At 75.3% G+C, this 18,203-nt stretch carries 20 protein-coding genes; 11 read left to right on the top strand and 9 right to left on the bottom strand.

Annotated features, from left to right (window positions below; translation table 11 throughout):
• The first annotated feature begins 264 nt into the window (after positions 1–264).
• Positions 265–753 (top strand): hypothetical protein, encoded by a 489-nt coding sequence (locus tag ACL02T_RS31620; RefSeq protein WP_412834473.1) that lies wholly within the window; start codon positions 265–267, stop codon positions 751–753.
• Positions 754–1,283: 530 nt separating this feature from the next.
• Positions 1,284–2,000: an MBL fold metallo-hydrolase gene (locus ACL02T_RS31615; protein ID WP_412834472.1), complete on the top strand. Its 717-nt coding sequence runs from the start codon at positions 1,284–1,286 to the stop codon at positions 1,998–2,000.
• On the opposite strand, the gene ACL02T_RS31610 is transcribed toward ACL02T_RS31615, so the two are convergent.
• Entirely contained in the window at positions 1,897–2,910 is a 1,014-nt protein-coding gene (locus tag ACL02T_RS31610; protein WP_412834471.1) for a SigB/SigF/SigG family RNA polymerase sigma factor, read from the bottom strand. The two genes, ACL02T_RS31615 and ACL02T_RS31610, sit on opposite strands and share 104 nt — an antisense overlap.
• A 283-nt stretch (positions 2,911–3,193) precedes the next feature.
• On the opposite strand from ACL02T_RS31610, the gene ACL02T_RS31605 reads away from it, so the two are divergent.
• Positions 3,194–3,952: a ZIP family metal transporter gene (locus ACL02T_RS31605; protein ID WP_412834470.1), complete on the top strand. Its 759-nt coding sequence runs from the start codon at positions 3,194–3,196 to the stop codon at positions 3,950–3,952.
• A gap of 75 nt (positions 3,953–4,027) precedes the next feature.
• Positions 4,028–4,420: an STAS domain-containing protein gene (locus tag ACL02T_RS31600; protein WP_412834469.1), complete on the top strand. Its 393-nt coding sequence runs from the start codon at positions 4,028–4,030 to the stop codon at positions 4,418–4,420.
• Here the strand turns inward: ACL02T_RS31600 and ACL02T_RS31595 are convergent.
• Positions 4,417–5,214 (bottom strand): class I SAM-dependent methyltransferase, encoded by a 798-nt coding sequence (locus ACL02T_RS31595; RefSeq protein ID WP_412834468.1) that lies wholly within the window; start codon positions 5,212–5,214, stop codon positions 4,417–4,419. The two genes, ACL02T_RS31600 and ACL02T_RS31595, sit on opposite strands and share 4 nt — an antisense overlap.
• Before the next feature lie 256 nt (positions 5,215–5,470).
• Between ACL02T_RS31595 and ACL02T_RS31590 the strand changes: the two genes are divergently transcribed.
• From ACL02T_RS31590 to ACL02T_RS31580, 3 genes are all read left to right on the top strand, one after another.
• A complete protein-coding gene (locus tag ACL02T_RS31590) occupies positions 5,471–6,310 on the top strand; it encodes a SigB/SigF/SigG family RNA polymerase sigma factor (RefSeq protein WP_412834467.1) in 840 nt (279 codons plus the stop codon).
• 82 nt (positions 6,311–6,392) lie between these two features.
• Complete coding sequence (locus ACL02T_RS31585) at positions 6,393–6,695, top strand: hypothetical protein (RefSeq protein ID WP_412834466.1); 303 nt, start codon at positions 6,393–6,395, stop codon at positions 6,693–6,695.
• Between the two features lie 127 nt (positions 6,696–6,822).
• A complete protein-coding gene (locus tag ACL02T_RS31580; RefSeq protein WP_412834465.1) occupies positions 6,823–7,131 on the top strand; it encodes a hypothetical protein in 309 nt (102 codons plus the stop codon).
• Positions 7,132–7,308: 177 nt separating this feature from the next.
• Here the strand turns inward: ACL02T_RS31580 and ACL02T_RS31575 are convergent, their stop codons facing one another.
• Positions 7,309–8,190 (bottom strand): manganese catalase, encoded by an 882-nt coding sequence (locus tag ACL02T_RS31575; RefSeq protein WP_412834464.1) that lies wholly within the window; start codon positions 8,188–8,190, stop codon positions 7,309–7,311.
• A gap of 235 nt (positions 8,191–8,425) precedes the next feature.
• On the opposite strand from ACL02T_RS31575, the gene ACL02T_RS31570 reads away from it, so the two are divergent.
• Complete coding sequence (locus tag ACL02T_RS31570; protein WP_412834463.1) at positions 8,426–9,010, top strand: hemerythrin domain-containing protein; 585 nt, start codon at positions 8,426–8,428, stop codon at positions 9,008–9,010.
• Between the two features lie 75 nt (positions 9,011–9,085).
• Here the strand turns inward: ACL02T_RS31570 and ACL02T_RS31565 are convergent, their stop codons facing one another.
• Positions 9,086–9,886, bottom strand: a complete 801-nt coding sequence (locus ACL02T_RS31565) for a sigma-70 family RNA polymerase sigma factor (protein WP_412834462.1) — start codon at positions 9,884–9,886, stop codon at positions 9,086–9,088.
• 167 nt (positions 9,887–10,053) lie between these two features.
• Between ACL02T_RS31565 and ACL02T_RS31560 the strand changes: the two genes are divergently transcribed.
• Together ACL02T_RS31560 and ACL02T_RS31555 are read left to right on the top strand one after the other, a co-directional pair.
• Positions 10,054–10,833: an ATP-binding protein gene (locus ACL02T_RS31560; RefSeq protein WP_412834461.1), complete on the top strand. Its 780-nt coding sequence runs from the start codon at positions 10,054–10,056 to the stop codon at positions 10,831–10,833.
• Positions 10,834–10,912: 79 nt separating this feature from the next.
• Entirely contained in the window at positions 10,913–11,629 is a 717-nt protein-coding gene (locus ACL02T_RS31555) for an ATP-binding protein (protein ID WP_412834460.1), read from the top strand.
• 25 nt (positions 11,630–11,654) lie between these two features.
• Here the strand turns inward: ACL02T_RS31555 and ACL02T_RS31550 are convergent, their stop codons facing one another.
• The 3 genes from ACL02T_RS31550 to ACL02T_RS31540 are packed head-to-tail and all read right to left on the bottom strand — an operon-like array spanning position 11,655 to position 15,090.
• Positions 11,655–12,023 carry a hypothetical protein gene (locus tag ACL02T_RS31550; protein WP_412834459.1) on the bottom strand — a complete coding sequence of 123 codons (369 nt, stop codon included), beginning with the start codon at positions 12,021–12,023 and terminating at the stop codon, positions 11,655–11,657.
• Positions 12,024–12,041: 18 nt separating this feature from the next.
• Positions 12,042–13,937: a CheR family methyltransferase gene (locus ACL02T_RS31545; protein ID WP_412834458.1), complete on the bottom strand. Its 1,896-nt coding sequence runs from the start codon at positions 13,935–13,937 to the stop codon at positions 12,042–12,044.
• 43 nt (positions 13,938–13,980) lie between these two features.
• On the bottom strand, positions 13,981–15,090 hold the full coding sequence (locus ACL02T_RS31540) for a chemotaxis protein CheB (protein WP_412834457.1): 1,110 nt from the start codon (positions 15,088–15,090) through the stop codon (positions 13,981–13,983).
• 135 nt (positions 15,091–15,225) lie between these two features.
• Here ACL02T_RS31540 and ACL02T_RS31535 point away from each other — a divergent pair, with 135 nt between their 5' ends.
• The gene (locus tag ACL02T_RS31535; RefSeq protein WP_412834456.1) at positions 15,226–16,212 is read left to right on the top strand and encodes a chemotaxis protein CheB; all 987 of its coding nucleotides are present in this window, start codon (positions 15,226–15,228) and stop codon (positions 16,210–16,212) included.
• A 54-nt stretch (positions 16,213–16,266) separates the two neighbouring features.
• Here ACL02T_RS31535 and ACL02T_RS31530 read toward each other — a convergent pair whose 3' ends face one another.
• Together ACL02T_RS31530 and ACL02T_RS31525 are read right to left on the bottom strand one after the other, a co-directional pair.
• A complete protein-coding gene (locus tag ACL02T_RS31530) occupies positions 16,267–17,376 on the bottom strand; it encodes a GAF and ANTAR domain-containing protein (protein WP_412834455.1) in 1,110 nt (369 codons plus the stop codon).
• A 93-nt stretch (positions 17,377–17,469) separates the two neighbouring features.
• A complete protein-coding gene (locus ACL02T_RS31525; protein ID WP_412834454.1) occupies positions 17,470–18,051 on the bottom strand; it encodes a DUF6328 family protein in 582 nt (193 codons plus the stop codon).
• Between the last annotated feature and the right edge of the window lie 152 nt (positions 18,052–18,203).

Here is an 18,203-nt window from a genome sequence, read left to right as displayed (position 1 = left end):
CGGTCCTGGCCGACCTCGACGACGCCGCCCGCGCCCGCTCGGCCACGCTCGTCGTGGGGTCCGGCGCGGCGAACGCGGCGGTGGGCCCGCCGGGCCGGGCGGGCGCGCGCCGCCGCCGCCCCGGGCGCGCCGGGGGGGGGCCCGCCCCCCCGGGGGGGGCGCCCCCCCGCCGGCGTCCCCGCCGGCGTCCCCGCCGGCGTCCCCTCCGGCGTCCCCTCCGACCCCCGCGCGCCCCGCCGAGCCCTCCCCCTCCCAGGAGCCCCCGTGAGCCTCGCCTCCGTCTGGCTGCAACTGCACGACGGCAGCCTCGTCCGGGCCGACCAGGCCACCGAGATCACCGTGCACCCCACCCCGGCGCTGTCCGGCAAGGCGGCCCACTGGCTGCTCACCGTCTCCGTCCCGGTGCCGGTCGGCAGCGGTGATCGCGGCGGCTGGCGTACCGAACCGCTGCACCGCACCCTGGCCCAGACCTCCACGCCGCCCACGGACGCACCGGTCGCCCTGGCGCGGCTGCTCGCCCGGCTGGACGCCGCCGACGCCGCCGGCGTCGTGCGGGCCGACACCTCCCACCTGCGACACGGACCGCACCCCGGCCACACGGTCGGCGCGGGCGGCGTCCGCTTCGGCTTCACGGCCTTCACCGGTGCGGAACCCCGCCCGGCACTCGACGGCGTCGTCCCCGACGAGCCGGACGAGCTCGCACCGGAGCCGCCGTCCCGGCGGGCCGCACTCGCGGGGAGCGGCGCCCGCTGACCCGCCCGACCCCACCGTCGTCGTCCGCACACCGGCCGGACGGTCCGCCGTGACGAGGCACCGGACGGTCGACGATCCGTCACCGACACCGCCGAGCGAGGGGAGGGAGCACACAGCCGGAGCACACTCGGAAGACGTTCCAGCGACATCGCCGAGCGAGCGGAGGGAGGACACAGCCGGAGCACATCCGGAAGACGTTCCATCAGCAACGCCGCCGAGCGGGAGGAGGTAGCGCACAGCGAGAGCACATCCGGAAGACCTGGGATCACCCACCGGGCCGGGTGACGGGAGCACGGCGCTGCCCACGCACGTCGTCGACACACCTCCCGCCGCCCGGCCCTCGACATGCCCGACTCCCGGCCGCCGGGGGAGTGAGGGTGTCCGCGCGGGGTACCGCCCCGGGGTGGCTCTTCGAGTGGACCCGAACCCCGATCCCGGAGGCTCCTCGCTGACCTTCGTCGGCACCGCGACGACGCTGCAGCGGCTGGGCCCCTTCACCGTCCTGACCGACCCGAACTTCCTGCACCGCGGTGAGCGGGCCTACCTGGGGCACGGCCTCACCAGCCGACGCCGCACCGAGCCGGCGCTCGGGCCGGAGGACCTGCCCCCTGCTCGACGCCGTGGTGCTGTCCCACCTGCACGGCGACCACTTCGACCGGCGCGCGCGCCGCGGCCTCCCGCAGGCCGTCCCGATCGTCACGACGCCGCACGCCGAGCGCCGCCTGCGGCGGCAGGGCTTCCGCGCGGCCGAGGGAGTGCGCACCTGGGAGAGCTGGGAGACCACCCGGAACGACGACCTCCTGCGCGTCACCGCGGTGCCCGGGCAGCACGGCCCCGCCGTGGTGCACCGGGCCCTGCCGCCGGTGATGGGCGCGGTGCTGGAGCTCGAGCGGGCCGGGGGCACGGTCCTGCGGATCTACCAGACCGGGGACACCCTGATGCGTCCGTTCCTGCACAGGGTTCACGAACGCTTCGGTCCGCCCGACGTCCTCGTCGCGCACCTCGGCGGGACGCGCGTCGCCGGGGTCCTCGTCACGATGGACGCGCGGCAGGGCGCGGACCTCGTGGAGACGTTCCGCCCCGGTACCACGATCCCGGTGCACTACGACGACTACGACGTGTTCCGGTCGCCGCTGAGCCATTTCACCCAGGAGCTGTACGACCGTGGGCTGCAGGCGGGGCTCCGGGTGCTGCACCGGGGTGAGACCGCGCGGCTGGAACCTGCGGCGACGGTCGCGGCCGGCTGACCCGGGGCCCCGCGTCCCGCTGCCCGACGGCCGCGGGCGGGTCGTCGTCGAGCAGCCCGCGGCGCAGCTCGGCGAGGGTCCGGGAGAGCAGCCGGGAGACGTGCATCTGCGAGATCCCGACCCGCTCCGCGATCTGCGTCTGGGTCATCTCCCCGAAGAAGCGCAGCATGACGATGGTCCGCTCGCGCTCGGGGAGCCGGTTCAGCAGCGGGCGGAGCGCGTCCCGGTACTCCACGAGGTCCAGCTCGCGGTCCAGCTCACCGAGCCGGTCGGCGAGCGGGGTGTCGCCCTCCTCGTCGCCGGCGACCGCGTCGAGCGAGCCCGCGCTCTGGTTCGCCTGGGCGTCGAGGGCCTCGATGACCTCGTCGACCTCGACGTTCAGGTGCGCGGCGAGCTCGCTGGGCCGGGGTGCGCGGCCGAGCTGCTGGGAGAGCGGGCCGGTGGCGCGGCGGACGGCCACGCCGAGGTCCTTCAGCCGCCGCGGGACCCGCATCGACCAGGTGCGGTCGCGGAAGTAGCGCAGGATCTCCCCGCGGACGCAGGGGATGAGGTAGCCGAGGAACTCGCCCTGGGCGCGCTCGGGGTCCCAGCGGTCGATCGCGGAGATCAGCCCGACCGTGGCCACCTGCACCAGGTCGTCGAGCCCGCCGGGGTAGCCGCGGCTGTGCTTCTTGGCGAGGTGGCGGGCCACCGGGAGGAAACCGAGGACGAGCTCGTCGCGCAGCGTGCGGCGCCGCGGGTCGGCCGGGTCGAGCTCCGCGAAGGCGTAGAGGGCCGGCATGAGGTCGGCGTACTCGCTCTCCGGCGGGGTCTCCCGGGCGTCGGACGGTTCCGACGGCCGGTCCTCCCCGTCCGCCCCATCGCCGTTCGCCTCGCCGCCGACGGGCGGCGTGGTCAGGCCCGCCGTCATCGCGCGCCCGCCGGGCGCGCGACCATGACGGCCGGATCGCATCGGGGCCCGACGAACACGTGGGGTCACTCCCTCCGTCGTGGAATCGTGCAGGTCGACGGGCGGACTGTTTCACCCCGGCGCGCAACGCCGGGCCGGACGCTACCCGGGCCGGTGATCGTCCGCAGGGCGGAGCGGTTGCCGGGTGGCCGGAGTGCCCCGATCGGGGCCCGGGGCCGGGTGCGTAGGGCCCGTGGGGGACGGGTACGTGCCGGACCGGTGATCACGGACGAAGGGGGTGGCCGTGCCGACCTGGATCCTGGCCGGACTGTGGGGCCTGCTCGCGGGCGGGGCGCTGGTGCTCGGGGCGGCCGTCGCCTGGTTCGTCCGGGTCCCACCGAAGATCGTCGCCGGGATCATGGCGTTCGGCGCCGGCGTGCTGATCTCGGCACTGGCGTTCGAGCTGGTCGACGAGGCGGCCCGGCAGGGCGGTGTCGGCGCGACCGCGATCGGGTTCCTGGCCGGGGCGGTCGTGTACGTGCTGGCCAACGCGGCGCTGGACCGGCGCGGCGCGCGGCACCGCAAGCGCTCCGGCGGCCAGCAGCCCTCGGAGGAGGATCGGTCGGGCAGCGGGGCGGCCATCGCGGTCGGCGCGCTGCTCGACGGGGTGCCCGAGTCCGTGGTGCTCGGCCTCACCCTGCTCGGCGGTGGCGGGGTGAGCCCCGCCGTGCTGGCCGCGATCTTCATCTCCAACGTCCCCGAGGGGCTGTCCAGCGCGGCCGGCATGAAGCGCGCCGGCCGGCCGGCCCGCTACGTCTTCGGTGTGTGGGGCGGCATCGCGCTGGCGAGCGGGCTGAGCGCGCTCGTCGGCTACGTCGCCCTCGACGGGGTGTCCCCGACGGTCGTCGCGGTGATCACGGCGGTGGCGGCCGGCGCGATCCTCGCGATGCTGGCCGACACGATGATCCCGGAGGCCTTCGAACGCGCCCACGTCCTCACCGGGCTCATCACGGCGCTCGGCTTCCTCACCGCCTTCGCGGTGCACTCCGCCGGAGCGGCCTGACCACGTAACGCCCCGCGGGCCCCCGGCGCTGTCCGGACGGTGAGAGCGTTCGGATGGCGGGAGGTCGACCTGAGGGTGGACGGGACGTGCGTCGGCGGGGTGCGGGTGCGGGTGGCCGAGCCCGCGGCGGACACGGTGGTGCTGGCCGTCGCGGGGGAGATCGACGTCGCCCACGCCGAGGCCGTGCGGCGGGCCGCGGAGCCGCGGCTGGGCCGGGGCGTGCGGCTGGTCCTGGACCTGTCGGACCTGACCTACCTCGGTTCGCACGGGATCGCGGTCCTGGCCGACCTCGACGACGCCGCCCGCGCCCGCTCGGCCACGCTCGTCGTGGTGACCGGCGCGGCGAACGCGGCGGTGCTCCGGCCGGTCACCCTCACCGCGATGGACCAGGTCCTCCGGCTCGCCCCCACCCTCGCCGCGGCGCTGGACGACCGTGCGGCCGGAGAGGGCCCGGCCTGTCCGGCCTAGCGGCGTGCCTCCACCACGTAGGCCGCCATCTCGCCGCGGACCTCGCCGCGGCCGAGCCGCACGGTCATCGTGTCGCCGACCGTCCGGAGCGCGACCCCCGGGTCACCCCGCTCGGCGATCTGGGCGCGCAGCGGGGTGCCGGTGCAGAAGCCGGCCGCCACCGCGGCGGCGGAGGGCGCGCTGCCGGTCCGGACCACCCGCTCGAGCTCGACGTCGGTGAACCCGGCCGCCGCGAGGTCGGCCCGCACCCGGGCCGGGGCCGGGTAGCCGTGGGGCACGTCCTCGACGAAGCGCGGCGGATCCGTGGGGAAGGCCGCGCGCAGCCCGGCGCACAGGGCGTCGGCGAAGGCGTGGGTCGCCACCTCGTCCCAGGTGGTGAACAGGAACCGGCCACCCGGTGCGAGTACGCGCCGGACCTCGGCGTACGCGGCCGGGCGGTCCGGGAAGAACATCACCCCGAAGCCGCAGACCACCAGGTCCACCGTCCCGTCGGGGGCGGGGAGACGAGCGGCGTCGGCCTGCTCCCAGCGGGCCCGGGGCTCCCGGCGGGCGCCGTGCCCCACCATCGCCGGATTGAGGTCGGTGGCGAGCAGGTCGATGCCCGGCAGCGACTCGGCGAGCGCGCGGGTCACGACACCGGTCCCCGCGGCGATCTCGAGCACCCGCCGCGGCGTGCCCGTGCTCGCACGGCTGGCGAGCTCGGCGGCGAAGGGCGCGAACACCGGCGCCTCCAGCCCGCCGGCGTAGGCCTCGGGCATCGACTCCGTCCAGACCCGGTCCCGCTCGCTCGGCATCGGCCGACGATACGATGTCCGGCCCGGCGGCAGTGCCGCCGGACGGTGCAGCGGCCGAGGTGTGTGTGACGCGCGACACCGATCGTTTGGCGACGCGGGCGGGGTGGGACCCGGGCCGCAGGAGGGTCGAGACCGACGGCCCGTACCGGCGAGACCGCCCCGGGGGGTCGCGGCGTCGTCCGGGTCCCGTCGGGTGACCCGGACGCGTGACCCCACCGCTCCGGCCCGCCCGCCCCCGACCACGGCGAGGAGCGACGTGACCCTGCACGCCCTGTCCGACGTCCGCGACGCGAGCCCCGAGCCGGCCCCCGAGCCGGCGCCGATCGGCCGGCCCAGCGAGTACGCCGACGAGATGCCGAGGCTGCGCCGGTTCGCCGCGCTGCCCGAGGGCTCGCCGGAGCGCGCCCGGCTGCGCTCCGAGCTGATCGTGGCCTTCCTCCCGGTGGTGCGGAACCTCGCCACACGGCACGGCGCGGGCTACCGCGGTGGCCAGGAGGACCTGGTGCAGGTGGGCACGCTCGGGCTGATCAACGCGATCGACCGGTGGGACCCGGAGCGCGCCCAGGGTGAGTTCCTCGGCTTCCTCATCCCGTCCGTGCGCGGGGAGATGCTCCGGTACTTCCGCGACCGCACCTGGTCGGTACGGGTGCCGCGGCGGCTCAAGGAGCTCAGCGTCGAGATCACCCGGGCCACGGGGCCCCTGGCGCACCGGCTGGGCCGTGCCCCGAAGCCGAGCGAGCTGGCCCGGCACCTGAACGCCGACGTCGGCGAGGTCGTCGAGGCGCTCAACGCCAAGGCCAACCAGCACGCCGCGCCGCTGGAGGCCGTCGCCGGCGACGAGCCCGGCACCGGTGTCGTCGACAGCCTCGGCGACCTGGACCACAACCTGGAGAAGGTGGAGAACCGCGAGGCGCTCCGCCCGCTGCTCGCCGAGTTGCCCGAGCGGGAGCGCGGCATCCTCGTGATGCGCTTCTTCGGCGAGAAGACGCAGACCCAGATCGCCGAGCACTTCGGCATCTCGCAGATGCACGTCTCCCGGCTGCTGTCCCGCACCCTCGCCCGGCTGCGGGAGGGGCTGACCGAGGAGCGCGGCTGACCGGTGTCGCACGCGGTGTGATCCGTCGTCGCGGCCGGGGTTGGGAAGGAGGACCAGTGGCAATCCGTGCGGTGTGTCCGGGATGAACGACGACGCCGGGGAGCGGGCGCGGGCGGCGGAGACGATGCGATCGGCACCGGCGTTGCGCGCAGGGTTCGCGCTGTGCGAGCTGACGCTGCGCGAGTTGTGGACCGCGCAGGTCGCCCTGGGCGGCATGCTGACCGAGGACGAGCTCCGGGAGACCCTGGAGCTACGCCGCGAACCCAGCTGGGCGCAGCACGACGTGATCGCGGCGGCGCTCAACGAGTGGTTCACCGAACGCGGCCAGGACCATCCCGTGGCCTACTCCGAGGAACTCCGGTCCGAGGGCGCGGACGGGCTGTGACGAGCGGGCTGTGACGGACGGGCTGTGACGGACGGGCTGTGACGGACGGTTGGCGGCCGGGGCCTGCGGGAACCCGAACCCCGATCGGGTGAGCGTGCCCGAACCGACGGAACCACGGGGAGCGACCATGACCTCGACCGACCGGCCGACGTCCCGCCGGGACGACAGCGACCGTGCGGACGGTGCCGACCGGGGCGCCGACCGCCCGCACCCGCGCGAGATGTTCATCCGCCTCCTGTTCGACACCGTGCGGCAGGACCCGTTCCCCAGCGGCACCCAGCTCGACCTCATCGAGGAGTCGATCCCGGCCCACATGGTGCCCGAGTACGTCGAGCTGCTGATCGACAAGTCGCGGGAGGGGTGCTTCCCCAGCACCGACGTCCTGCGCCGCATCCAGCGGATGTCCGCCGGGCCGGGCCCGGCGTCGCGCTGCTGACCGCCACCTGAGGGTGCGACCGGACTCGGGTCTCGCAGGCGCACGTCGGGTGGCTGCCCGCCCGGTGAAAGCCTGCGCACCGACCTGCTCGACGACGGCCGCCCGGTGCGGGCGGATGAGGCCCGAGCCCGAGCCGGCCGCGGGCGGCGCGCCCGCGCCCGCGGCCGGGGGCGGGGCTCACTCCTTGTGCAGCGTGTCCTGAGCCAGACCGGCGGCCTTCTCCATCGTGTTCGGCAGCTCGGTGGTGCCGTAGAAGCGGCTGTCCGGGTGCGTGGGCGGCGGCATCGGGGCCGAGGTGGTCGGCCCCTCGTGGTAGGTGAACTCGCCGTTGCCGTCCGGTGTGGGTCCCGAGGCCCAGCGGCCCGCTCCGGCCTCGGCGCCGTCGGAGAAGTTCAGGTACTGGTAGGAGACCTCGGTGAACTCCTTGTTCTGCGGGAAGTTGCTCGGCACGGGCAACTTCTCCGCGCCGGCCTCCTTGAGCTCCTCGGCCGCGGCGAGCCACATGTTCTGGTGCATGGTGTCGCGGGCGAGCAGGAAGGACAGCAGGTCGCGCACGCCGGGGTCGTCGGTCATGTGGTAGAGCCGGGCGACCTGTGTGCGGCCCTGCATCTCGGCGTTGGCGTTGGCGGTGAAGTCGGCCAGCAGGTTGCCGCTGGCGGTGACGTAGCTGCCCTGCCACGGGTTGCCCATGCTGTCGACCGGGCGGGCGCCCGCGCCCGCGACCACGGCCTGCTGGATGTCGGTGCCGCCGATGACCGCGGCGACGGTCGGGTCGTCCTGCAGCGCGTCCTTCGTGACCCCGAGCGGGGCCTTCTCCAGCAGCTGGGCGATCATCGTCGCCAGCATCTCGACGTGCCCGATCTCCTCGGACGCGATGCCGAAGACGAGGTCCCGGTACTTGCCGGGGGTGTGCATGTTCCAGCCCTGGAACATGTACTGCATGGCGACGGTGATCTCGCCGTACTGACCGCCGAGCACCTCCTGCAGCTTGCGGGCGTAGACGGCGTCGGGCTTGTCGGGGGTGGCCTTGAACTGCAACTCCTGACGGTGCAGGAACATGCGGGCTCCTCAAGGGGCTTCGACGGCGCCGTCCGTGGACGGCGGGGACACGCGGCGTCTGCTCCACCGCGACGGACCGGCGCGTGCGCTCGGCCGGCGCGGCGCGGATGCCCGCCGCCGGTCGTCGTAAACCGGACCGGTTCCGCGGCAGAGCTCGGACACCGGCCCGGATTGAGGGGGCGTCGGCGGGGTAGCCGCCCGGTCCGGACCGACCCCCCACGAGGAGGCCCCGCCCATGACCGAGACCGTCGCCCGCGACGACGTGCCCTCCGGCGCCGACGTCGTCGACGAACTGACCGAGGACCACCACCAGGTGCTCGACCTCCTGGAGCGGATTTCCGCGACGCGGGACGCGCAGGAGCGCCGGGACATGGCCGACACCGCCATCGCCGAGGTGGTGAGACATTCCGTCGCCGAGGAGATGTACGTCTACCCGGCGATGTCGAAGTCGCTCGACCACGGTGGCGACACCGTCGAGCACGACAAGGAGGAGCACAACACGCTCGAGCGGATCATGAAGGACCTCGAGGGCGTCGACGGCGACGACCCGCGGTTCGACACGCTCGTGGCCGACCTGACCCGGGCCCTGCGCCACCACGTGCAGGAGGAGGAAGGTGAGCAGTTCCCGGAGATGCGCCGACGGATGTCGCAGGAGACCCTGCTGGAGCTGCGGCGCAAGGTCGAGCAGGCGAAGAAGGTCGCGCCGACCCGGCCGCACCCCGGCGCGCCCAACGAGGAGATGTTCCACAAGATGGCCGGGCCGGGCGTGGGCCTGGTCGACCGGCTGCGGGACCGGCTCACGAACCGCTCAACGAGCTGAGCCGACCGCCGTGGCCGACCACCGGTGTCCGGGCGTCGCGATCGCGCCCGGCCGCCGGCGGTCCGGGCCTCGTGTTCAGCGGCGCAGCTCGGCGCGCAGGTGCGCGAGCGTGCGGGCGAGCAGCCGGGAGACGTGCATCTGCGAGATGCCGACCTTCTCCGCGATCTGGGTCTGCGTGTACTCGCCGTAGAAGCGCAGCAGCAGGATCGTGCGCTCCCGCTCGGGCAGGGCGGCGATCAGCCGCCGCAGGTCGCCGCTGTGCTCGACGAGGTCGAGCCCGGCGTCGGCGGCACCCAGCCGGTCCCCGGCGGTGAACCCGGTCTGCGACTCGGGCTCGTCGAGGCTGTCGGCGCGGTGCCCGGCCAGGGCGTCGAGGGCTTCGACGACCTCGTCGAGCGGCCGGTCGAGCTCGGCGGCGATCTCGCTGGGCCGCGGGGCGCGGCCGAGCCGCTGGGTGAGGTCGACCGTGGCCCGGTTGACCGCGACCGCCAGGTCCTTGACGGCGCGCGGTACGCGCAGGGCCCAGGTGTGGTCGCGCAGGTGACGCAGCATGGACCCGCGGACGCTCGGGACGAGGTAGGCGAGCGGCCCGCCCGTCGTCACGTCGGGGTCGTAGTTGTCGATGGCACGGATCAGGCCGACGACGCCGGCCTGCTCGAGGTCCTCCGCCGCCGAGGTCGCGTAGCGCCGGGCGATGTTGCGCACCAACGGGAGGAACTGCGTGATGAGGAACTCCCGGCGCCGCACGTGCTCGGGGTCCCCGGTCCCGTTCTGGGCGTGCGCGCGCAGCAGGGGCTCGAGATCGTCGTAGGCGTGCGGACCGTCCCGGTTCTCGACCGGAGGACGTCCCGGCACGGTGAGCGTGGTCGTGGGCACAGGCTCGCCTACCCGGGTGACCTGCCGGGAAACGGCCCGATCCGCCGCACTCGGCGAGCGGGGCATCCGATGATTGCCCGGATGTTGCGATCGGGCGGCCGCGCGGGGATCGTGGCGGGAAGCCCGCGAGACCGTCGGGAGGACCCGCCACACCGTCGGGAGGACCCATGCGGGGCGAGGCACTGCTCGGCACCACCGTGGCCGAGGCGTCCGGCGCGTGCCTGCTCACAGTCGACGGGGTCCTCGGTACGCGCACCGGCCCGGAGCTCGACGGGCTCCTGCGCAAACAGCTGCTCGACCGCGGGCGTCTGCTGGTCGACGTCACCCGGCTGGAGCTGTCCTCCACCGCGGTGCTGGCCTCCTTCCCGGCTGCGCTGGCCGCCACCGGGGGCTGGCCGGCGGCCCGGCTGGTGGTGTTCGCGGCCGGGGGGCCGGTCGTCGACGGGATGCGGCAGGCGGGGCGGCACCGCGAGGTGCCCGTCGCGCGCGACCTGCCCGAGGCCCTGGCCCTGCTCGAGCGGCGTCCCGCTCGGGTGCGGAGGACGACCGACCTGCCCGGCGGGCCGGAGGCGGCCCCGTTCACCCGCCTCGTGCTGCGCTCGGCGGGCGAGGACTGGGGCCTGCCCGCTGATGTCGTCGACCGGGCGGTGATCGTGGCGAACGAACTGGTCAGCAACGTCGTGGAGCACACGATGGGCCCGGGCGAGCTCGGGCTGGCCCACTCGCGGCGCGGTCTGTGGATCTCGGTACGCGACGGGTCGTCCGCCCGCCCCGTCCTCACCGCGGAGTCCCAGGGTCTGGGTCTGCGGGCCGTCGCCGAGTTGAGCCGGACCTGGGGGGTCACCCCGACGCGCAGTGGCAAGTCCGTCTGGGCCCTGATCGGCGACGGGTCGGCCGGCGACGGGTCGGCGGACGGGCCGGGGCCGGCCTCGGGACGTCGGGCATGAACCGGTGGCGGCGTGGTACGCGCTGCAGACCCGACCGGGAGCGCCATCCGGTGACCCACGACGAGCACGGAGGGCGGGTGTGTCACACGACGAGCTGACGTGCCGCGTCGACGAGGGTGGTGTCCCGGTCCTCGTCCTCGACGGGCCTTTGACGGTCCGCACGGCCTCCCGGGCGGAGGAGGCGCTGCGCAAGCTGCTGCTCGATCGGGGGTCCCTGCTGGTCGACGTGCACGACCTCGATCCGGTGGTGCCCTCGCTGCTCGTCCTGTTCGCGAGCAGCCTGGCGGGTGCGGGCGGCTGGCCCGCCGCGCGGCTCGTGCTGGTCGCGCCCCGGGAGCGGCTGACGGCCGCGCTCCGGCGCAGCGGTATCCAGCGCGAGGTCGGCGTGGCCGAGGACCGCGAGCAGGCGCTGGCCCTGCTGTCGTGCCGTCCGGCGCGCGTCCGGCGCAGCACCGAGCTGCCCGAGACCGTGCTCGCCGTGCGGTTCGCGCGCGCCCTGGTGCGCGAGGCCTGCCGGGAGTGGGAGCTGCCTGCCGGCACCCCCGCCCGTGCCGAGCTCGTCGCGGACGAGCTGGTGGCCAACGCGGTCCTGCACGGCGGTGGGCGCCGGACCCTGCTGCTGACGCTCGACGGTGCCGGGCTGCGGGTCGGGGCGCGGGACGAGGGCCCGGGCGTGCCGGACCCGGACACCGCCACCGGGCAGGGACTGCACGTGATCGCCGAGCTCGCGGACGGATGGGGGACGAGCCGGCACGTCGTGGGCAAGACGGTCTGGGCCCTGCTCCGCACGCAATGACGACCGGGTCACCGGCCGGTCGGGGTCACTCCGTCGACCGCTCCGCGGCTGCGTCGTCGAGGGAGCGGCGCGCCGCACGACGTTGCTCCGCCGCCGCCTTCCGGTGTCGTTCGGCGGCGCCCAGGTCCCCGGTCGCCATGAGGGTCCGGGCCGCGGCCTCGTGCCTCTCGGCGGCGAGCAGATGCCGGCGGGCGGCCCGCTCGTGCGCCGTCTCGGCGTGCCGCCGGGCCGCCCGGGCCATTTCCTCGGCGGCCTCCACGTCCTCCGGGCTCGATCCCCGGCGCCGGCGCGCGGCGAGCTCGCGGCGCCGCGCGCGCAGCTGCTCGAGCCGCGCGTCGATCTCCGCCCGCCGCCGCTCGACCTCGGCCACGAAGTCGGCCTCGTCCGCGCCCACGGCCACCCCCCGCCGTCGCTACCGGGCAGGAGCGCCGTCGGCTGCCGACTCCTCCATCGTCAGGATCGCCCCGACGACCGAGTCGCCCTCGCCGTGCAGCGGGCTCGCCATGACCCGGACGTCGATGCTGCGGCCGCGCCGGTTGATCGCCGGCAGGACCGCCTCCTGCGGTCCGTCCTCGCCCGAGAGGGTACTGCGCACGAGCGGCCGCACGCGGTCCAGCGGCAGGCCGATGTCGAGGTTGAGGAAGTGCTGGCCCACGGCCTCGTCCCGGCGCAGACCCCACAGCTCCTCGGCCTGGTGGTTCCAGATCTGCACGTGCAGCTCGGTGCCCACCACCACGACGCCCGCCCGCAGGCTCGTCAGGATCGTCTCCAGGAAGTCGTTGGTCCGGTCCAGCTCGCCGGTGCGGTCCTGCAGCTCGTCGTTGATCGTCTGCAGCTCGTCGTTGGTGGACTGGAGCTCCTCGTTCATGGTCTCCAGTTCCTCGTTGGTGGACTGGAGCTCCTCGTTGGTGGTCTCCAGCTCCTCCACCGTCGACTGGAGTTCCTCGTTGGTCGTCTCGAGCTCCTCGTTGGTGGACTGGAGCTCCTCGTAGGCGGTCTCGAGCTGCCGGTTGGCCTGCTCGAGCTCGTCCTGCAGCCGGCGGAAGTCCGTGACGTCGTGGAAGGCGACGCTCACGCCGAGGACCTCGGTACCCGATCCGACGAGCGGGCTGACCTGCACCTCCAGGTGCATCGTCTCCGGGCCGCGGTGATAGGTGACGTCGGTGACCCGGACCGTGCGCCGCTCGGTCTGCGCCTTCTCGATGTGCCGGCGCAGCTCCAGCGGCCGGTAGGAGAGCTCGAGGTCCCGGAAGGGTCGGCCGATGTCGCGGGTCGACACCCCGAACAGCACCTCGGCCTGTCGGTTGACCACGGCGGTCACGCCGTCGTCCGTGAGCACCACCTGGGCGAGCGGCGAGGCGAGCACGGCCTCGCTGCGCAGCAGGTCGAGGCCGACCAACGGGGCCCGGCTCGACGCCGGCGGCATGTCGGGGAACAGGGTGCCGTTCGGCGGAGCCGTCCGGGGCGCCTTGCGGAAGGTCCGCCTCTTGAGGTCGATCGGCAGGAACAGCGCGCCGTGGCTGAGCAGCATCTCGGCCTTGCCCAGGAACAGCACGCCGGGCTCGGCGAGGGCGAAGTGGAACCGGGTCAGGATCCGGGCCTGGGTCTCCGCGTTGAAGTACATCAGCGTGTTGCGGCAGACGAGCAGGTCGATCCTGGAGATCGGGGCGTCCTGCACCAGGTCGTTGCGGCCGAAGATCACCGACCGGCGCAGGTCCTTGCGGAAGGCGAACCGGCCGCCGGTCCGCTCGAAGTACTTCTCCCGCAGCTCCGGCGGGATGCCGCGGATCTCGCGGTCGGAGTAGGTGCCGTGCCGCGCGTGGGTCAGGGCCTCCTCGTCCACGTCCGTGGCGTAGATCTTCACCCGGTCACGGAACTCCGTCGTGCCCATCATCTCCGCCAGCACCATCGCGAGGGTGTAGGCCTCCTCGCCGGACGCGCAGCCCGCACTCCACACCCGCAGCGGCTCGGTGGGGCTCTTGGCGGCCAGCAACGTCGGCAGCACCTCGGTGCTCAGGTACTCCCACGCCTCGGGGTCCCGGAAGAACCCGGTGACGTTGATCAGGATGGTGTTGAACAGCGCCGTGAACTCCTCGGCGTGGAGCTCCAGGTAGTCCAGGTACTCGGCGTAGTCCGTGAGGCCGACCTGCGACATCCGGCGGTCCACCCGGCGGATCAGGCTGGATCGCTTGTACCCGGTGAAGTCGAAGCCGCGGTTGACCTTCAGGTGCTGGAGCAGGGCTTCGAAGGCCGGATCCGGCTGGTGCGACAACGACTTCTCTCCCGCTCCCCTCGAAAGGTCCGCCATGAGGCGGGGCGCTCGGGGAGCCTAGCCGATACCGGGCCCGCGCTCAGTCCTCCGGGAGGTCGAGCGTGAGCATCCGGCGCAACAGCCCGGCCTCCGACCCGGTCCGGTCGGCCCGGCGCCGGTGCGCCCGGGCGGCCAGGGGGCGCCCGTTCGCGCCCGCGGAGTCGGACAGCCAGCGTTGCAGGGCCGCCTTCTCCTCCAGCGCCCGCAGCGCGGCCCACAGCACGACATCGACCTTGTCGGACTGCTCGGCGGCCAGGCTCGCCGGGGACCAGGCGTGCCCGACCCGACAGCGGAACCGCGGCCCGGGCTCGCCGTCCAGGCGGAACAGCACCCCGTCGCAGTCCGGGCAGGACAGCGGGGCGGGCTCGCCCAGCTCCGGCAGGGGGCCGGGCACCGTCGCGGCCGCGACACCGGTCTCCTCGACCGCGAGCGGGTCCGCCCCTGGCGGGTCCGGGTCGGCCGGATCGCCGTGCGGGTCCTGGAGGAGTTCGGCGACCGCGGCCCCCAGCTTCGCCGCCGGGAGCGCCTTGGCTCCCGGGACGTGGTCGAGGGCGCTCTGCGGCATCCCGGCGTACAACGCCTCCGCCGGCTCCTGGACCAGCGCCGTGCCGCCCTGGCGGGCGATCACGACGAGGCCCGCGGTCCCGTCGTCGCGGTTGCCGGACAGCACGATCCCGATCGCGTGGGAGCCGAAGTCCACGGCGGCGGAACGGAAGAGCGGATCGATCGACGGACGGTGGCCGTTCTCCCGCGGCCCCCGGGACAGGTGCAGGTGCCCGTCGGCGACCAGCACGTGGTGGTCGGCGGGGGCGGTGTGGATCCGGCCGGGTTCGAGCCGCATCCCGTGCCGGACCGTCACGGCCGGTAGCGGCCCGGCCCGGTCGAGGATCGCGGCGAGCGCGCTGGGCGCGTCGCTCGGGATGTGCAGGACCACGACCACTGCCGCGGGCAGGCCCACGGGCAGCGAGGCCGCGAAGGTGCGCAGCGCCTCCACCCCGCCGGCCGACGCCCCGACCACGACGACGGCGGCGGCCGTGAGGTCCGTGGCGTCCGGGGGCGCGGGGGCATCACCCGGAGGTGGGGCGTGCGGAGGACCCGCAGCGCCCGTCGGTCCCTCCGGGAACGGTCCAGCGGCGGACACGTCCGGCACGGGCACCGCCTCTCGGCTCGTCGTCGGGCGGGTCCGGGCGGGTGCCGTCCGAACCTCGCCGCACCGTACCCGGTACGGGCCCGACCGACCGACCGCCGGACGGTTCGACCCGCACGCCCGGGGAACACCCGGTGCGTGGCCCCCGAACCGCTGCTCGTGCTGGGCGCCTCCGCCGGAGGCGTCGAGGCGCTCCTCGAGCTGGTCGCCGGCCTGCCCGGCGACCTGTCCGCGGCGGTCCTCGTCACCGTGCACACCGGGGACCGCCCGCACAGCACCCTGGCCCGCGTCCTCGACCGCGCGGGGCCGCTCCCCGCCGAGCAGGCGGCCGACGGGGAGGCGTTGCGCCCGGGCCGGATCCTGGTGGCCCCGCCGGACCGGCACCTGCTCGTGAGCCGGGACGGCGTGGCGCTGAGCGCGGGGCCGCGGGTCAACCGGCACCGCCCCGCGGTCGACGCGATGTTCGCCTCGGCCGCACGGGCCGGCGGTCCGCGGGTGGTCGCGGCGGTGCTCTCCGGGGCCCTGGACGACGGTGCCGTCGGCGCCGCCCTGGTCGCCCGCGCCGGCGGTCGGGTGGTGGTGCAGGACCCGGCCGACGCCCTCTTCGGCTCGATGCCGCGCGCGGCGGCGGCGGCCGTGCCGGACGCCCGGGCGGCACCCGCCGCCCGGCTCGGCCCGATGCTCGCGACACTGGTGGAGGAGCTTCCCCTGGGAGGTGACCGCATGGCGGAGACACCCTGGATCCCGACGGTCGACGACGGCATGGCCGGCAGCCCGGACCCGGCCTTCCTCCGGCCGGACGAGAGCGCCACGACCCGGATGGCGTGCCCGGAGTGCGGTGGCGGGCTGGCCCGGATCGACCTGCCGCGCATCGGCTACTTCCGCTGCCACGTGGGACACCAGTACAGCCCCCGGTCGCTCGAGGCGGCCCAGCGCGAGGCGGCGGAGGCCAAGCTGTGGACGGCGATCGCCGCGCTGGAGGAGCACGCGACGATGGCGCGCTACCTCGACGGCGCGCAGGGGGTGGCGCCGCACCCCGACGGGGGCTACCGGCTCGTGGCGGAGCACTCGGCGGAACTGGCCCGGGTGATGCGGGAGCGGCTCATGCGCAACCGTGAGCCCTGAGCGGGTGCCGAGCGGTCGCCGAGCGGGTGCCGAGCGGTCGGTGCCGTTCCGCGGTCAGGGCCGGTCGGTGGGCGGTTCCCCGGGCCGTTCGGGGTCGGTCCGGCGGGACACGCCCTCGACGGCGCGCCGGGCGACCTCGACGAGCTTGGTGTTGGTGTCCCGCGAGCGGCCGCGCAGCATCTCGAACGCCGCCTGCTCGTCGACGCCGTGGGCGTGCATGAGGACGCCCTTGGCCTGCCCGATCAGATCCCGGCTGGCCAGCGCGCGGACGAGGTTCTCCGACTGCAGGGCCCAGGTCAACGCCACCGACGCCTGCGCCGCGCAGAGCCTGGCGCTGACGAGCTCGGTCGCACCGAGAGCGCCCGGCGTGGTCGCGTGCCACAGCAGGGCGGCGGTGGGCCGGCGCGACACCCCGGGGAGGGGGACCGCCGCGACCGACCGGAGCCCCAGCCGCACCGCGGGTCCCGCGAACGCGGGCCACCGACCGGTGACCTCCGCGGCCCGGAGGTCCCGGGCCACCGCCGGAACGCCGTCGCGGAGTGCGTCGGGTCCCGGGCCCTCGGCCAGGCGGGTCTGCAGCGCGCAGGCCAGCTTGCCGAGCGGGTCGCCCGTGGCGCGCACCGAGGGCCCGTCCCCGGTGTCGACCAGGAGCCCGACGTGCGCGGCGGCCGGTACGGCGCGCCGCGCCGCCTCCACGGCCGCCGCGCAGGCGCCGTCGGTGTCGCGGGCGCCGAGGAGGGCGCGGGTGGCCTCCTCGATCCGCGCGACGTGATCGGCCACGGGCGCCGGGCCCGCTGCGGGGCGGCGGAGCGCGCCCGCGTCGCGACGGGTGCTCCGCACGCTCGCCTGCAGCGCCATGAACCGCTCGGCCAGTTCGGCGTGTCGCCGATGCAGCTCCGCGGAGCGGGCCCGGGCGAGCCGGGCCGCGGCGAGCCGGACCGCGCGGTTCTCGTGCGCCTCCGGTCCGCTGCCCGAGACGGACCCGTCGTCGGTCGCGCCACGGGCGGCAGCGCCGCCCGGGCCCGCGGGTCCGTCGCGGCGGCCTTCGACGCCCACGGCTGCCAGCTCGTCGTTCAGCACCTGCAGCGTGCGCTCGACCAGGTCGAAGGCCTCCGCCAGCCCGTCCCGGAGCACGGGTGCGTCGGTGGTGTCGCCGTGCGGCACGTCGTCCCCCTTTCCACTCCTTCCCACTGCTCGGCGACGTTAGCGCCGGTCGTGCACTCCGGCCATCGCTGCCGGGGGCCGGGGGCCGCGGGATCAGGGACCGCCCAGGCGCCGCCGGACGGCGACCGGTACCAGGCCCCAGAGCACACCGAGCAGGGCCAGTGCCACGGCGGCGGCGATCACGCCGGCGGTCGGACCGAGGACGACGTCGAAGATCAGCCCGACCACGCCGACGACGGCGAGCCCGAGCGTCGCCAGCCCGGCGATCGCGAACCGCTGGCCCGCCGCCACGAGCGGGCGCCGCCCGTGCAGCCGGAACAGCACCCGATGCAGCATGACGGGCGCGATGAGCAGCCCGGTGGCGATCACCGACAGGGCCGTGGTGACGAGGTAGACCACCCGCTGGTGGTCCGTGAGCTCCGGGAAGCGGCTCTGGAAGGGCACGGTCAGCAGCAGGCCCGTGAGCAGCTGCACGCCGGTCTGCGCCACCCGCAGCTCCTGGAGCAGGTCGGCCCAGTTCCGGTCCAGCCGCTCGGTCGGGGTCTCCCGCCGCTCCCGGCGGTTCCACGCGGCGTCGTCGGCGGTGCTGTCGGCGGTGCTGTCGGCGGTGCTGTCGGCGACCGCGTCGTCCCCGGGATCGGCCCGGACGTCGCGGGACTCGCGCTCGGCCTCCACGGGCCACCTCCGCTCCGTACGCCGGTACCGAACCTGCCGTCCGGGTGCCCGTTTCGCCCCCGCCGCGGGGGGTATCGCCCGCAGGCCGAACGACTCCCCGACGATCACACCGACGATCCCACAGGTGTCGGCTCCACGGGCGACGACGGCAC

Origin of the sequence: Pseudonocardia oceanicola (assembly GCF_047200735.1) — a bacterium.
Lineage (GTDB): Bacteria > Actinomycetota > Actinomycetes > Mycobacteriales > Pseudonocardiaceae > Pseudonocardia.
The sequence above is the reverse complement of the archived record's forward strand: the minus strand, read 5'-3'. Positions and strand labels throughout refer to the sequence as shown.

Excerpts from the sequence above, each read along its gene's own strand:
- ACL02T_RS31610 (WP_412834471.1), bottom strand. The coding sequence starts at position 2,910 with ATGACGGCGGGCCTGACCACGCCGCCCGTCGGCGGCGAGGCGAACGGC.
- ACL02T_RS31595 (WP_412834468.1), bottom strand. The coding sequence starts at position 5,214 with ATGCCGAGCGAGCGGGACCGGGTCTGGACGGAGTCGATGCCCGAGGCC.
- ACL02T_RS31585 (WP_412834466.1), top strand. The coding sequence starts at position 6,393 with ATGAACGACGACGCCGGGGAGCGGGCGCGGGCGGCGGAGACGATGCGA.
- ACL02T_RS31580 (WP_412834465.1), top strand. The coding sequence starts at position 6,823 with ATGACCTCGACCGACCGGCCGACGTCCCGCCGGGACGACAGCGACCGT.
- ACL02T_RS31575 (WP_412834464.1), bottom strand. The coding sequence starts at position 8,190 with ATGTTCCTGCACCGTCAGGAGTTGCAGTTCAAGGCCACCCCCGACAAG.
- ACL02T_RS31570 (WP_412834463.1), top strand. The coding sequence starts at position 8,426 with ATGACCGAGACCGTCGCCCGCGACGACGTGCCCTCCGGCGCCGACGTC.
- ACL02T_RS31560 (WP_412834461.1), top strand. The coding sequence starts at position 10,054 with ATGCGGGGCGAGGCACTGCTCGGCACCACCGTGGCCGAGGCGTCCGGC.
- ACL02T_RS31545 (WP_412834458.1), bottom strand. The coding sequence starts at position 13,937 with ATGGCGGACCTTTCGAGGGGAGCGGGAGAGAAGTCGTTGTCGCACCAG.